General features: G+C 34.9%; 18 protein-coding genes. 4 read left to right on the top strand and 14 right to left on the bottom strand.

Going from position 1 to position 13,194, the window contains the following annotated elements:
• Positions 1–2: 2 nt before the first annotated feature.
• From ACZ451_RS08490 to ACZ451_RS08480, 3 genes are all read right to left on the bottom strand, one after another.
• Positions 3–797: a cation efflux transmembrane domain-containing protein gene (locus ACZ451_RS08490; RefSeq protein WP_464216689.1), complete on the bottom strand. Its 795-nt coding sequence runs from the start codon at positions 795–797 to the stop codon at positions 3–5.
• Between the two features lie 234 nt (positions 798–1,031).
• Complete coding sequence (locus ACZ451_RS08485; protein ID WP_464216688.1) at positions 1,032–1,604, bottom strand: hypothetical protein; 573 nt, start codon at positions 1,602–1,604, stop codon at positions 1,032–1,034.
• Between the two features lie 454 nt (positions 1,605–2,058).
• Positions 2,059–2,409 (bottom strand): DUF3768 domain-containing protein, encoded by a 351-nt coding sequence (locus ACZ451_RS08480; RefSeq protein ID WP_299073053.1) that lies wholly within the window; start codon positions 2,407–2,409, stop codon positions 2,059–2,061.
• Between the two features lie 234 nt (positions 2,410–2,643).
• Between ACZ451_RS08480 and ACZ451_RS08475 the strand changes: the two genes are divergently transcribed.
• The 3 genes from ACZ451_RS08475 to ACZ451_RS08465 are packed head-to-tail and all read left to right on the top strand — an operon-like array spanning position 2,644 to position 3,324.
• Positions 2,644–2,802 (top strand): hypothetical protein, encoded by a 159-nt coding sequence (locus ACZ451_RS08475; RefSeq protein ID WP_464216687.1) that lies wholly within the window; start codon positions 2,644–2,646, stop codon positions 2,800–2,802.
• Positions 2,799–3,125: a hypothetical protein gene (locus ACZ451_RS08470; protein ID WP_464216686.1), complete on the top strand. Its 327-nt coding sequence runs from the start codon at positions 2,799–2,801 to the stop codon at positions 3,123–3,125. Before ACZ451_RS08475 ends, ACZ451_RS08470 begins: the two co-directional genes overlap by 4 nt.
• A 16-nt stretch (positions 3,126–3,141) precedes the next feature.
• Positions 3,142–3,324: a hypothetical protein gene (locus ACZ451_RS08465; protein WP_464216685.1), complete on the top strand. Its 183-nt coding sequence runs from the start codon at positions 3,142–3,144 to the stop codon at positions 3,322–3,324.
• 119 nt (positions 3,325–3,443) lie between these two features.
• On the opposite strand, the gene ACZ451_RS08460 is transcribed toward ACZ451_RS08465, so the two are convergent.
• The 3 genes from ACZ451_RS08460 to ACZ451_RS08450 are packed head-to-tail and all read right to left on the bottom strand — an operon-like array spanning position 3,444 to position 6,356.
• A complete protein-coding gene (locus ACZ451_RS08460) occupies positions 3,444–3,914 on the bottom strand; it encodes a hypothetical protein (protein WP_464216684.1) in 471 nt (156 codons plus the stop codon).
• 35 nt (positions 3,915–3,949) lie between these two features.
• Entirely contained in the window at positions 3,950–6,082 is a 2,133-nt protein-coding gene (locus ACZ451_RS08455; RefSeq protein ID WP_464216683.1) for a type IV secretory system conjugative DNA transfer family protein, read from the bottom strand.
• Positions 6,083–6,107: 25 nt separating this feature from the next.
• Positions 6,108–6,356: a hypothetical protein gene (locus tag ACZ451_RS08450; protein WP_464216682.1), complete on the bottom strand. Its 249-nt coding sequence runs from the start codon at positions 6,354–6,356 to the stop codon at positions 6,108–6,110.
• A gap of 109 nt (positions 6,357–6,465) precedes the next feature.
• Here ACZ451_RS08450 and ACZ451_RS08445 point away from each other — a divergent pair, with 109 nt between their 5' ends.
• On the top strand, positions 6,466–7,068 hold the full coding sequence (locus tag ACZ451_RS08445) for a recombinase family protein (RefSeq protein WP_464216681.1): 603 nt from the start codon (positions 6,466–6,468) through the stop codon (positions 7,066–7,068).
• Between the two features lie 63 nt (positions 7,069–7,131).
• On the opposite strand, the gene ACZ451_RS08440 is transcribed toward ACZ451_RS08445, so the two are convergent.
• The 8 genes from ACZ451_RS08440 to ACZ451_RS08405 form a co-directional block, all read right to left on the bottom strand.
• Entirely contained in the window at positions 7,132–8,763 is a 1,632-nt protein-coding gene (locus ACZ451_RS08440) for a relaxase/mobilization nuclease domain-containing protein (protein ID WP_464216680.1), read from the bottom strand.
• Between the two features lie 40 nt (positions 8,764–8,803).
• Entirely contained in the window at positions 8,804–9,151 is a 348-nt protein-coding gene (locus tag ACZ451_RS08435; RefSeq protein WP_464216678.1) for a plasmid mobilization protein, read from the bottom strand.
• Positions 9,152–9,477: 326 nt separating this feature from the next.
• Positions 9,478–9,807, bottom strand: coding sequence for a DUF736 domain-containing protein (locus ACZ451_RS08430; RefSeq protein ID WP_464216677.1), 330 nt, complete (start codon positions 9,805–9,807; stop codon positions 9,478–9,480).
• Between the two features lie 290 nt (positions 9,808–10,097).
• Positions 10,098–10,445, bottom strand: coding sequence for a hypothetical protein (locus ACZ451_RS08425; RefSeq protein WP_299073036.1), 348 nt, complete (start codon positions 10,443–10,445; stop codon positions 10,098–10,100).
• 2 nt (positions 10,446–10,447) lie between these two features.
• On the bottom strand, positions 10,448–10,999 hold the full coding sequence (locus tag ACZ451_RS08420) for a hypothetical protein (RefSeq protein ID WP_464216676.1): 552 nt from the start codon (positions 10,997–10,999) through the stop codon (positions 10,448–10,450).
• 14 nt (positions 11,000–11,013) lie between these two features.
• Positions 11,014–11,259, bottom strand: coding sequence for a hypothetical protein (locus ACZ451_RS08415; RefSeq protein WP_464216675.1), 246 nt, complete (start codon positions 11,257–11,259; stop codon positions 11,014–11,016).
• A gap of 1 nt (position 11,260) precedes the next feature.
• The gene (locus ACZ451_RS08410; protein ID WP_464216674.1) at positions 11,261–11,533 is read right to left on the bottom strand and encodes a helix-turn-helix domain-containing protein; all 273 of its coding nucleotides are present in this window, start codon (positions 11,531–11,533) and stop codon (positions 11,261–11,263) included.
• 9 nt (positions 11,534–11,542) lie between these two features.
• On the bottom strand, positions 11,543–12,886 hold the full coding sequence (locus ACZ451_RS08405) for a tyrosine-type recombinase/integrase (protein WP_464216673.1): 1,344 nt from the start codon (positions 12,884–12,886) through the stop codon (positions 11,543–11,545).
• Between the last annotated feature and the right edge of the window lie 308 nt (positions 12,887–13,194).

The raw sequence follows: 13,194 nt of genomic DNA, 5'->3' as shown, positions 1-13,194 counted from the left end.
TTTTATTTGCTCAATTTGAGTATTCTAAATGCACCTTGAATTACAAGAATGAAAACAACTGTTCCTATAATCAAATCAGGTGTTCCAGAGTTTAACCAGTTTACTAATATTCCTGCTATTATTACTCCTAAATTGATAATCACATCATTTGATGTAAAAATCATACTTGCTTGCATATGCGCCTCTTTTTTGCTTTTTGACCTTTGCATTAAATACAAGCAAATTCCGTTGGCAATTAGAGCAAAAATTGAAACAACAATCATCGTTGAAAAATCAGGAAGCCTTTCATTTCCGAAAAATCTTCTTAAAATTTCTACAAAGCCAATAATTGCTAGAGTAATTTGAAAATATCCTGCGAGCTTTGCAATGCGTTTTTTTCTTTTTAAAGTACCTCCAACCGCAAAAAGACTAATTCCGTAGACGAAGCTATCCGCTAACATATCTAGGCTATCCGCAACAAGTCCCATAGATTTTGAAAAGACACCTGTGGTCATTTCGATAATGAAAAAAGCAAAATTGATTGCAAGTACTGACCAAAGTAACTTTTTCTGGTTTGTATTTTCTTCAAAATTCATTTGGTCGGTTTGGTCGGTAGAAATTTTCTTTCCACCTAAATTGAGGTCGATAACAGACTTTTCGATTTGGTCTATTTCTCCACTATGAAAAACAGTCAATTTTCGGTTGGGAATGTCAAAGTCCAAATTTGCAATGCTTGAGATTCCATCCAATTTCATTCGGATTAGATTTTCCTCCGATGGACAATCCATTTTTGTTATTTCAAATATTGTTTTATTCAATTGGTATTATGCTTTTCGACATTAATAATAATTTTTTACAGTTAGGTTATCCTCCAAATATAAAAAATATTTACTGCGGGGGATTCTATATTTCTTATGTGTCATTGAGGAAAGTCTTTGAACCTTACATTGGGCTTAGTGAAATGAGACAAGCAAAGATTTAAGTTAAGCCCCCGAAGGGATCTTAACGTAATTTTGCGTAGTCCGAATGAGATAAGAACGATTATAATAGGTTTAAACTTGAACCTTCATAAAATGTAAGCCTCCTCTACTGTTCCAGTTGAAAGAATAGTTACCTCTTAATTTTAAAGGGTCGCCGTATGGTTTGTCTGTACGATATTCTAAAACTGTTCCAGAAACGTAACTTTTACCATGTCTAAAATCAAAATCTTTAGTTTTATCAGAATAATTTTGTTGATTTACGTAATGGGAATGGTCTGTTGAAATATAAAAATAACAAAGGTCTGTTTCGTTATTTTTGTAATCCTCCAAATTTGCTAAATCCTTAAAAATATCATATCTATTATTTGGTTCTCTATGGTTTTCTTTTTTTAAGAATTTTAATTCTATTGCAGAATTTACTTTTTCAGACTCCGTTCCAAACTCCATATAAATATCAATTCTTGAATTTTCGGTTTTACTTTTTTTGCTGATATTTTTAAGCATCATTGGATGCTCCAATTCCATATGGAATTTTTCATTTGGATGAAACTCGTAAAGTTGACCAACCACTTTTAGAATATAACCAAGTTCGAGTTGAAAGGATGCTTCGTTCTTTGAAATGATGCCACCGTTTGCAATTTTCATTTCCAAGAGGTTAAAGGAAGTTTCAATTATCTGTATTAACCTTTTTTTATAGTCGTCGAGCATTATAATTAAATGAAAAAGTTGAGTGAACAATATAACGAGATATTTGGACATCAGAAATGCAAAATTTATTCTTTGTTTAATTTTTGAAAGTGATGATAATATCCATTACGGAAAATGTTTTGAAGTAGTCATTAAATATTTAAGAGCAATAAAAAGAGGGCTGTTAATACAGACCTTTTTTTTATTTCAAAATCATAATATTCATTTATGTTTTTTAGCCTGTGAATACTGTTCGTATCGAAAGAGGGTGCGGTGGCAAAAAAGAACTGTTGAAACGATTTTATTTTTCTTAAAATCGCTTTCATCTGTTCGCGCGCGTTTGGAATTTTGGTTGATTTAACCATGCGCTTTTTCGCGCCTGGTTAAATCAATCCTGAATGAAAAAATGGCTTTAATATTCACTAGCCAACATTACAGTTAAAACCCTTCTTGTTTGTTTTAGGTCATGTGGTTGTTCGGAACCATAAGTATAGTTCGTATCGTAAAGGTCTATTTTCCAAAATATTTTCTGGCCGTTATATTCAAACGCTCCGAAATCATGCTCCCCATAAGGGTCATTGTTTTCGTTAAAAATATTGAAATCCTGAACCTTTTTATAAATCTCTAATTGGTCTTGATATGACATTGCAGCAATACCTTGAGTCATAACCGCTTTTCCTTTTATCCCTTCCAATCCCGCACTAAATGCGTTTTTTCTAAATGTATCGTTTTGTTGTTGTACTAATTTGTTTTCATCTTCCATTTTCTTTTCCTTTCAGAAGTGTTTTTTAAGCTTTTTCGCTTTAAAACCTGACTTACTGGCGAAGTATGGGGGTAACAAGTGCAATGAAAATCTGTATCGTTTAGGTGCGGGCAGGGGCATTTTGCCACAACACGGCTATACTTATTTTTATTGTGGGCGTGAGGGGCAAAGCCCCTTAGTAAATTCTTCTATTTTTTGAGATATTACCTAAATAAGAATCCGTACATTTATTTTATGATTAGAATGAAGGTAAAAGACGGTTTTTTTATTTCAATATCAGGAAGGAATCTTGATAAATTAGATTTATCCTCTTTTGGTGTAAAGCATAGCAAAATCCCTAATTCTGAACGTCTTGATTTTACAAAAGTATTATTAAATCAAAAGAAAGTATGAAACAGGACAGCCCAAACAATTCCGAATTACGCCCGTTACCTTGGCATATCCGTACTGAAAAAACTTCCAATTCAGAAGAACGTAAAGGGCTTTTAATTCATGTTGAAGAACCAAAATTTGAGTGTCGTTTCTATATAGGAAATGAACAAATAGAAACTAAGGGGATTTCAACTCTAAATACTGAAACAGGCGTGTTATTGTACGATGTTGTTTTGCCAAAAGACCAAAATATTACATCAAATTTCAAAGAAATTAATGTATGGATGAAAGAGGGGTCTAGGGTTTTATATGATATGCTATACTTACCTTATTTCAGAAAGTAACCACTAAGGAAAAAAGATGAATCCTTTAAAAGAACTTGAAAACCATATTCTAAAACTATTTCAAGAAAAGGGTGCGGATGCCAAGGAAGATATACAAAAGTTTTTATCTCCTAACGCTTCCCTAAAAAAACGTGCTGCGATTAGAAATATAATGTCTCGTTTAGAAGTAACGAATGACGGTACTTATTTCCTTAAATAAAAAAGCCACATAACTTTACGTTATGTAGCTTCACGTTTTCATGTGTGGCGAAAACTAATTACCACTATAAGTATTAAATCGTAAAAAGAAAAGATTTTTAATTTTAAGGTAATGCAAAATTAGTTCGCACTAAAAACGTTGTATTTACTTTTAGCTATGAATGCCCAAAAGTTTTTACAAGTTACTTCTGTGCTTAAATCAGGGTTAAATATTTCAGCAAGCAAAACCCATTTTTTTACGAACCCTTTTCCATATGGGTCATAGCGTTCGCATGTTACCCGTTTGTCTCGGTAGTTGTGCCTTAAACGAACTGCGAAGCCTTGAGTTATGAAATATTGAAAATCTTTACGATTTAATGAGGGGTCGATACTTAACTTAACCTGTTCGTAATTATTTGTCGCAATATTTGCCCAAAAATGAATGGCGTTTACTTCTTTAAAATGTTCTTTATCCATAAACCTTAGCATTCGCCAATCAGAAACAAAATCTTGTTTCGCAATATCGTAACGTTCTACATCATTTGTTTTGCCTTGTCTGTCAAGTTCCACCCTTACCGAATGGACTCCTTGAATATAATATAGATACCCCATAGCCAATTTGTTTTTACATAGATTTATATATTTAATTAATAAGTGTTTTTTCCGTATTGACTGCTCTTAAATAGCTTGTAGAAAGGTACTCTTTTTAGCTTTAATGGATGCCCTTGTCTTGGAATAACTAATTGATTTTTTGTTCCTACGTCCAAGAAGGTAGCTACCTCAACTGCTTCCATTAATTTATATGTGCGTTCTCCCTCTTTAGTCTTTAATGTATAGCTGCCTAAAATTTCTGAAATGAAGTTTGCAGTCGTATTATCCTTTTTATCTATAGCGAATATTTGTAAATCACTACTCCCAAAAAAGTCTGAAGCGTTTTTGTAGTTGGTCGTCAATTGTTCCATATTCTGAAGAATAAACCAAAATTTAATATGACTACTCGCTGCAATAGTGATTTTTCGAGCTACTGGCGCAAAATACCCTAGCTTGCTAAATTCTTCCATAAGAAACAAAACTCTGCGTTTAGAGCCTTTGGGCTGTGGTGTTACATGGTTACTGCATTTGTTCAGTCCAGTAGTGAAAAAACTTGCAGTAAGACGGCTAAATTTTTCCAAATGTTGTTCAGGCAATACTAGAAAAATACTCGCTTCTTTAGTTTTTGCATCCGCTAAACTAAAATCGCTTTTATGACATATTATTTTTTGTATTGATGGTGAGTTTACCCAATCAATTCCTCTTGTTAGAGTTGTAAGTATAGCTCCTTTTTCTCTAGACCCTGCTGTTGTCAAAACACTTGCGGCTTCTTTTGCTGCGCCGTTCACAGCATTATTTGTAGTTAATGCGGTTTTGATAAACGCATCTACTTTTAGAGGGCTAAATTCTGTTGGTTCTGCTTCGCCGTATTTGATAAAATTAAAGACCGTTCCTAAATGTCTTTGTTCGTCCTTTAAAAAAGGGTCTGATAAGACATAGGCGATAACCCCACGTAATACTATTTGTGCCATTTCCCTAAAGTGCGCCGTATTCCCTTGTTCATTTTCTCCCTTTTCGATACAGGATTCTGCCAGTGTCTTTATATGTTCTCTTGCTTCAACATTATTAACGTCAATTTCATCCAACGGATTCCAATGGGAATTTCTTAATGGTACACCAGAATCTTTTTTACCGATGACCACATTAAAAGGGTCAATAACGTAAAATGGGCGCTGTTTGCTTCTTCTTTTCCATACCACTTGGGTAATTTCCCCTTTGGGGTCTAATGCAATTATACCACCTGAATAGTTCAGCACATTGGTATAGATGACATTAACTGACTTTCCGCCCCGTGTTCCTGCAATTAATATATGATGCCATTGATTTTTGACGCCAATATTTCTTCCCCCAAATTGAAAATCATCCTCCCATAAGGTTTTGCCGTAAAAAATGGTACTCTCTGCCGTAAACCAAATGCGGTTTCTATTCTTAAAAAACCAAGCTCCAATATCATTTCTAAAGAAACTATAAAAGCTGCCCCATCTTGCGGTAACGCCTTTTCGCGCATTGGTAAACAAACGCTGGTAGATATAACTTTCTTTAATGTACTCTTTGCCAACTAATATCAAATTTTTAAAATATAGAATGATGGTTGGAATAATTATCATCCAAAATATATACCAAATGTATTTAGAAGGATGTAAATAGTGTAAAATGCTAAACAGCACAAAAACATTGATAGCGTTAACAGTAAAAAATTTTCTAGCTTTAATTTTCTTTTCACTAACTAGATATACATTAGTGAAATGGAATATAACTATCAAAGCCGCGGCAATATAGATAGGTATTTCTTGAACATCTGGTAAAGTATGGAAATGAAATCCATAGAAAAAAAAGAAATAGAGTAAGCATAATACGGGTATGAAATACTTAGCATTCATAAACAATTTGAGCCTAATAACGGCAAGTTTAGAAGCAAACATTAACCAAAATATAAAACATAGTATTATGCCACCAACTAAAATAAAAAATGTTAGTTCTCCTTCGTTTTCTAATAAAACATCCCATATCCTATTTCGCCTATGCCTTAAATTATGAAGGTTGAATGCCGACCAATCAGGCAAGTTTTTCCAAATTGTACGACTTATTATTAAGCCATAAATACCGATTAAAATAATCGCCACACAGTAATTGATACGTGCGGTAATTCCATTTCTTCTGATTGCTGCGGGTGTGTGTTTCGTCTTCATAATAGATAGATTTTAATTAAATTGATTAATCCTCGAACAAGTCCAAACCTTCTCCTTGGTCTTGTTCTTTTTCTCGTATGTCCTGATGCTCTATTTCAGCGATGGTAATTTCTATTTGCTTAATCTGTTCAAATAACTGATTACGCTGTGCTTCGGCTTCGGGGCTTCCTTTTACTTCTTCTAGTGAGCTGTATTGCTCTCGTGTGTGTTCTAGTAATTCTGTGTAATGTTCAATTTGCTTTTCGCTGTTACCTTCTTGTTCTAACCATTTCATAATCTTGTGTTTTAATTTGTATTTAACTTTAAAGTTAAATACAAAGCTAATAAAATAATATTACATTTGTATTTAATTTGACTAAATCAATAACAAATAGCTTGTAATTATGGAATATGTTGGGTTTAATGACTGGATAGCGGAAGCTACACAGCTACCATCGTGGAAAAGTTTACTAAAGCCTGACAAAAGGTTCGCAACAAGGCTTCAAGGTGCGGAAGGATTTAAAATGATTACTGGCAGACTATCAAATTCTTATAATGCCGTAAACAAACTCGCAGAAAAATTAGATGACCAAAATTTTATTGATGGGTTAATTCATTCGGATTCAGACATAATCGAATTACTTAAAGAAGATTCAGACTTTAGGGATGAAATGCTAAGAGATGAATTGTTTATTAAAATGGCAAGAGCTATTTCTAATACTGTAGCTTACACAACAGAAAAACTAAAACCAAGTAACCCTAAAATAGGCGTTCAAAGTAAAAATAGAGCAGATAATTTTGCAGAACAAATCGGTGAAGATTTACAAAAAGTGAGAAAAGAAGGATATACTACTGTTCGTTCAATTGCTGATAGGTTCAATGAGTTAGGGATTAAATCCGCAAGAGGAAACGATTGGACACATGGCACAGTTTTTCAACTTATTAAAAGGCGTAAAACATTGGGTTTGGAATCTGATGAAAAAAATGACGGACTTGATGTAAGTTAGTTCTCGAATAAGTTTATAGTTTCATTTTGGCTTAATTCAATATCTGTATTAAGGTTCAAGAAATTAAATATCTAAACCTGCATCTTGGTCTATATCCTCGTTATTCTCTTGTTCAATTTCGTTAAACTCCATCCAAATACGGCGTTCTTCCTCGTTTTTAAATTCAGGAATTTCTTTATCGGATATTGCCGCTTCTTCATCTAATTTTTGTTTTTCCAACATCTCAAATTCTCGAGCAATACGCTCCTGTTCGGCTTTCTGCTCTAAGGCTTTTTCGTTAGCTTTAAAATCTTCTGCAATTCGTTTAATTCTGCCGACTTTTTTACGTTGTCTTGGGGTTTTGCCAGTTACGCTATTTCCTAAACGTGCTGCTGCTTCGGGGCTTGCTTCTGCTTCTTTTATAATATCTCCTTCATCCTCCATTTTTTGCTGCGCTGCTTCGATGGTTTCTTTGCTCTGGTCAGTCTTACCTTCCAAAGCTTCCATTTCAGCGAAACCTTGCTTTTCAAGCTCTTTATTTATCTGCCATTCTCGACCTTTATAGATGGCTTCAATATCAATTTTGAAACGGCGCATTTGCTCGTCCAATTGCTTTTCGCGGTTTTGTAGATTGTCGTGGGCTTCTTCAAAAAGTTCTCTCTTAAATAATCGTGAACCTACGCCATGAACTTTTGCATATTCTTCTTTTGCATCTTTTAAGCGTTCACGACTTCCTTCGATATCGTGGCGTTGTTTTGCATCATCGATGCGTTTGCTAAAATAATCATTGAAGCTTTTCGCCTTTTCCTGCTTAGCGATACGCTTGCGTTTTGCTTCAAGTGCTTCCTCTTTTTCCGCTTTTTGCCTTCCTGATATATTGGCAGCTTCTTCTAATTTTTGCTGTTGTTCGGCTTCTGCTGCATCACGGTCAAAAGGTTGATTTTCCTTTTTAATACGTTCTGCAAGGTCGTCAACATTTGGCAATGCATCACGGTCTATATCCGCAAATTTATTTTTCATGTCTCTAGTGGTATGACCATCTATGACTTTGGCGATATTGACCATTTTGCCTTTATCATCAACCGCTAAAAGAAAACGGCGACCACGGGCAAGCTGTAAACCTTCCAGTTCCAAAGCATTCTTAAAACTCTTTCCATCGTCGGAAGCATTATAGGCACGTGTTACTTTAATGCCGTGTCGTGCTTTTTGGGTTTCGGTGTAATAACGTGAACCATCCTGTTCCCTTAATTGGGCATTCAATACTCGATTTTCGCAATGTATGCCGTGTTCTTGTTCATATTCCAAAGCCCAAGCTTGCAAGGCTTTTCTATCCAATCCTATATGGGTACGCTTACCCGTTTCAGGATTGGTTAAATTGGCAACAATATGAACATGGGCATGTTCAGTATCATTATGACCTACTAAGTAATATTCATTTTCAGATAAGCCCAAATGCCCCAAGGTTGCCAAGGCCATTTCTCTTTGGTGTTCTTCATTTGGGGTTTCCCGATGCGCCCATGATAGCGAATAATGATAAACGCTCCCCGTTTCTGTTTTACGTCCTGCGGTACTGCTCCCATTTTCTATTTTAAGCTGTTGGGCGTTCATGTCCGTCCATGCCATGACCTTCGCAGCTTTAAAAATATCATCGGTGTACATATTGCCCGTTTCAGTCCATGCCACGCGCTCGTCCGTATCGGCTTTCTTATCGTGCATAAGATAGTCCGTAACGCCTTTAAAGCTATATCCCTGACTATTAACCCTCGGTATCATGTAGCAATCTATTAAGAACGGTTTCTAATTTTTCGATAGTGCCAAAAAGTAAATCGTGTTCTTGTACGGTAAGCCCCCCGATATGGGTGCGCTTAACATATTGGTTCAAGTTGTTTCCAATGCCCAAAAGCTGACGAACCATACCTGTATCGGCTCTACTTTCCTTTACTATGATTTTGCCTTTTGTACCCATTCGGCGCATATATTCCGAAAGGGTAAAACCTGCTTGCGCTGCTCGTGCATCAATTGCAGCCCGTTCCGATTTTGTACATCGGGTACGGGGCAAATGTGAATCGAAAACTATCTTTTTTTGCGCTTTGGGCTTGGGCATTTCTTTACTTTTTTTTAAAGCCTTTCGGCTATCATCTTAGGGGATGCAACGGGGATTACTCCCCTTGCCAAGATTGGGAAATATAAGTAGCAAAAATTGCAAATTTGTAGCTACATTTCCACATCTTGCTGCGCTGCACTTTTGCTAAATTACTGAATTACCCAAACACTAGCAATTTTATTAGCATTATTCATCCACAGGCATCCCGATAGGATTGCCCTTATGGGCAACATTTTTGATTGCTTGCTATCTAAAAAAAGAATAAAAAAAAGCCCCGTTACCAATGTAACGAGACTTAACTATTTCAAGATTTGAACTCGATTATATTATTCGGTTCTTGGCTTTGGTCTTTCCCAATTTGCCGTGTAAAAGTTCACGGATTCCTCAAATAGATTTATATATGTGGGGTTTGGAAAACTAGGACAATCTAGCACCAATTGAACATATACATTATCCTTCTTGGATGTCTTTTCCCAAGCTGCTCCAATTTCATATCTATCAGTATCATCGGTTTCGACATATACCCTATGCGTTGGTGCACTTTGATTTGAACTATCATTCGGCTCTAAGAGAATTGGAAATCTCCCGATACCCAAAGTATATATATCGCCTTGGAAAGTGTTATCCTTATGTTTTGTGAATGTTCCTATTTTCATGTTGTAGTCCTTTCGGTAAATGGTAAGGCTGCTTAATTGCCGCCTTTGATGAAAAGCGTTAAAAATTCAGGACTAAAAAAAATCAACTTAAAAATTTATATTCCATCCCTTGCCTAACTATAAGCCAATCGGATTTTTCCGTCTAATTTTTGGGTTTATTTTTTTTCGGCTTGGATTTAGTGTTCATCAAAAAAAGGTGGTAATTTTTTTAGCGGTCTTACCATTTATCGAAAGGGCGGTAAAGCTAGGTACTGGTTGAAAATAGAAATCGCTGCTTTCTAAAAGAAAAATTAAAAAGGCAAATCGTCTGTATCATTTGGGTTCTTAGGCTTAACATATGGCTTGTCTTTCTTCATAGCCTTATTAGGCTCATCTTTAATCATAACATCTACAATGCTCTGCATAAATTCAAGGTCAATGCCGTCTCTAGCGCAACCTCTTATCAAATGTGAAATAGATGTTTGAATACTTCCGAAAAAGTTATCTGAATGGTCGCAAAGTCCCTTTAAAAACTCATATTCTCGTTTTTCAATTGTTATGAGTAATTGAACTGGGTTATCTAAAATATATTCCGCCTCTTTTTCATATGGATATATTCCGCGCTTCCATAGTTCATTTAAAAGTTCTTTATCTGTCATAGTTAAAAGGGTTCTTTTGCCCAATCGCTAAAAATCGGGTGTCCTGAATTACGGTGTTCGTCTTGTCGTAAAGGTGGTAAAATTTCTATGCTTTGTTCATCTTCGTAATTAATCAGGTAAGATGTATTGAAATTCTGTTTTTGCCAAAATGCAGAACTGGAACGAAATGGTAAGCTAAAGAACTCTTTGCAATACCAAGTAAATACTTGCGGGTCGTCATATCCTGTTTCAAAAGGGAATTCCTGACCGTAAAACTTAAGAGAAGGGCAGACCGAACGAGCTTTGACTAAAAGGCTATATAATTCCTCTGAAAACGCACTACTATCCATAACATCTATAAAGCCAAGATAGGTGTAATATGCTGTATGTAATTTGTGTAACTGCTTAGGGTCAATTTTAAAAACTTTTAATTCTGATTCACTCGTATAAAATTGGCTCGTATCTTCATTAAGGTATGAATGATTTTTGATAATGGGGTTAGGGTATTTAATTGCCCATTGCTCCACCATATCAGCAAGCAATAAACACAACTGTACTTGTTCGTCTTTTCTCATACTCTAAAGTTTAACTAATACTCCATACCCATATCTGCATCTTCATCCAATCCATTTTCTCGCTCTATTTGTATAAATTCATCCCGAATTCTATCGCGGTCATATTGTAATTCTCCATCCCCAAATCCTATTACATAATCTTCGGGTAAATCTTTTGCACTTAAAATTGTGTCTTTCATTTCAGGGCTATCCCTACTAATTACATAGCCATGATTAAAGCCTTTCATGAAATCTTCTGATGGTTCAATTATTCCGTCCATTTTAAAAAGTGTTTTTTGCGTGTTTCTCTAAATATTCGTTGATGCTATCCGTATCATACAAAATGATTTTTTTTCGAGGTTGGCTAAATCGTATATCCCCGTTATTTCTCAATTGCGAAATGGTCGTTTTTGAAGTTACACGAAGTAAGCGCATAGCTTCTTTTTCAGAAACCCATTTATCTTGTGTTTCCTTACTTTCAATCCCCTTCATGCGCTTAACGACCTTATCTACAAGGTCATAAAAAGCTTTGGTTTCTAAACATATTACTTCCATATGGCTAATCTATGAATTTAGTACTGCATCTAGGGCATCATCTGCATCTTTATGGATGAAGTTAGCCTGATAATTAATTGTCGTTTTTAAATCGCTATGGCGATATAATTTTTGAAGCATTATTGGCGATATTGAATCCCCTGCTACGTTTCCAAAAGAATGCCTTGCTATGTGATTTGATAGGTTTTTATCAATCTCACAAATTGCAGCAATTCGTTTCAAATATTTATTAAGTAACGTAGATGCGTTTCGTGTTTTAACGAAAATATCTCGTTTGTTCTTAGGGTCTGCTTTTTTCAAGTAAGGAAAAATATAATCTGAATTATCCCGCTTTTCGCTTTTATAAAATTCAAGGATAGCTTTTGCTTTGTCAGGCACTTTTAAACTTACGGGTTTTTCATTCTTATTCATTGTATAAAACAAACGTCCATCCATAAAATCTGACCATTTCATTTCTAAGACATCGGATATCCGTATTCCTGCGAAGTAATAAGCGAATAGCCAAATATTCCTAGTGTGCCAAATGGTTTCGCCTTCTTCTAAATCTGCATTTTCAATACTGGCTATTTCATCCCTTGTTAAACCAATTTTATGCCCTGATTTTACCCGTATGCGTTCTTTCTCCCCCGCAAATGGATAGTGTTTAGAATCAACAATACCTTCTTTTATTGCTGCGTTAAAAAGGGTTCTAATAAAAATTAATTGATTGGTTACTGTTCTTGTTTTTTGTTCTAAATATGAAATACAGAAAATTTTATAATTGCTTAAAAAAGCTTCGTTTATATCTTCAAAATAAAGGGATGTATCTTTTTCAAACTCGTTTTTTACCTCGTTCAAAAAAGAATACCCCGCCTTTCTTGATTTTCCGATACGTGCTTTTCTACTCTGTTTAATTCTATCTATAATGATTTGTCTTTCTTCAAACTTGTTCCAGTTTAAAAACTCACGGATATTGAACAAAATGGACAATTCGGGTTTAGCTACTGAATACGTTCCAGATTGGAATTTTTGTTTTACCCTTTGCGCTCCAAACTGAAAAAATGAAACACTTTTGCCCTTTCTTTGAACCTTCTTTTTTATATCCTTGCTTGTAATGTTTTCTTTAGATACGTCTGCATCAAGCGCAATACTGTCGGCTTCTGTTAGCTTCTTTAAGAGATAATTATTTAGGCGTACAGAATTAGGATGTGATTTTTTGACTTTGCTTAGAGTTTTGTTCCATTCATTTTCAAGAATGTACTTACCAGTAAAGACATAACGTGTTTTTCGATTATGAGTAATGCGAATAGCTAACGGAAAAGTGCCGTCTTTTTTTTGGTCATGCTTCCAAAGTATTATCTTTACCGATGCCATAATGTACTGGTTTTATTGGGCTAAGATACGAAAATACAAAAACCTTACCTAAAACATACCTAAAACATTTTGCGGTTTTACGTGGTTTTATCTATTTTTATATAAATCATAAAATACTGAATATCAGATATATGAAATCATATTAAACCATATGAAACCAATTACTGTTAGGCTCATAACCCGAAGGTCACTGGTTCGAGTCCAGTTCCCGCTACTAAAAATATAAGCCTTTCAAGAAATTGAGAGGCTTTTTTTTTGCACTATTTTAAACGTTTATGACATATCGTTATTAAATCTAACAAGATTAA

Source organism: Allocellulophaga tsushimaensis (assembly GCF_055383085.1).
Note: the sequence above shows the minus strand (reverse complement) of the source record. Positions and strands in the feature narration are given on the sequence as shown.

Excerpts from the sequence above, each read along its gene's own strand:
- ACZ451_RS08405 (WP_464216673.1), bottom strand. The coding sequence starts at position 12,886 with ATGGCATCGGTAAAGATAATACTTTGGAAGCATGACCAAAAAAAAGAC.
- ACZ451_RS08415 (WP_464216675.1), bottom strand. The coding sequence starts at position 11,259 with ATGGACGGAATAATTGAACCATCAGAAGATTTCATGAAAGGCTTTAAT.
- ACZ451_RS08480 (WP_299073053.1), bottom strand. The coding sequence starts at position 2,409 with ATGGAAGATGAAAACAAATTAGTACAACAACAAAACGATACATTTAGA.
- ACZ451_RS08435 (WP_464216678.1), bottom strand. The coding sequence starts at position 9,151 with ATGCCCAAGCCCAAAGCGCAAAAAAAGATAGTTTTCGATTCACATTTG.
- ACZ451_RS08410 (WP_464216674.1), bottom strand. The coding sequence starts at position 11,533 with ATGGAAGTAATATGTTTAGAAACCAAAGCTTTTTATGACCTTGTAGAT.
- ACZ451_RS08465 (WP_464216685.1), top strand. The coding sequence starts at position 3,142 with ATGAATCCTTTAAAAGAACTTGAAAACCATATTCTAAAACTATTTCAA.
- ACZ451_RS08475 (WP_464216687.1), top strand. The coding sequence starts at position 2,644 with ATGATTAGAATGAAGGTAAAAGACGGTTTTTTTATTTCAATATCAGGA.
- ACZ451_RS08425 (WP_299073036.1), bottom strand. The coding sequence starts at position 10,445 with ATGACAGATAAAGAACTTTTAAATGAACTATGGAAGCGCGGAATATAT.
- ACZ451_RS08470 (WP_464216686.1), top strand. The coding sequence starts at position 2,799 with ATGAAACAGGACAGCCCAAACAATTCCGAATTACGCCCGTTACCTTGG.
- ACZ451_RS08430 (WP_464216677.1), bottom strand. The coding sequence starts at position 9,807 with ATGAAAATAGGAACATTCACAAAACATAAGGATAACACTTTCCAAGGC.
- ACZ451_RS08420 (WP_464216676.1), bottom strand. The coding sequence starts at position 10,999 with ATGAGAAAAGACGAACAAGTACAGTTGTGTTTATTGCTTGCTGATATG.
- ACZ451_RS08455 (WP_464216683.1), bottom strand. The coding sequence starts at position 6,082 with ATGAAGACGAAACACACACCCGCAGCAATCAGAAGAAATGGAATTACC.
- ACZ451_RS08445 (WP_464216681.1), top strand. The coding sequence starts at position 6,466 with ATGGAATATGTTGGGTTTAATGACTGGATAGCGGAAGCTACACAGCTA.
- ACZ451_RS08460 (WP_464216684.1), bottom strand. The coding sequence starts at position 3,914 with ATGGGGTATCTATATTATATTCAAGGAGTCCATTCGGTAAGGGTGGAA.
- ACZ451_RS08440 (WP_464216680.1), bottom strand. The coding sequence starts at position 8,763 with ATGCACGATAAGAAAGCCGATACGGACGAGCGCGTGGCATGGACTGAA.
- ACZ451_RS08450 (WP_464216682.1), bottom strand. The coding sequence starts at position 6,356 with ATGAAATGGTTAGAACAAGAAGGTAACAGCGAAAAGCAAATTGAACAT.
- ACZ451_RS08485 (WP_464216688.1), bottom strand. The coding sequence starts at position 1,604 with ATGAAAATTGCAAACGGTGGCATCATTTCAAAGAACGAAGCATCCTTT.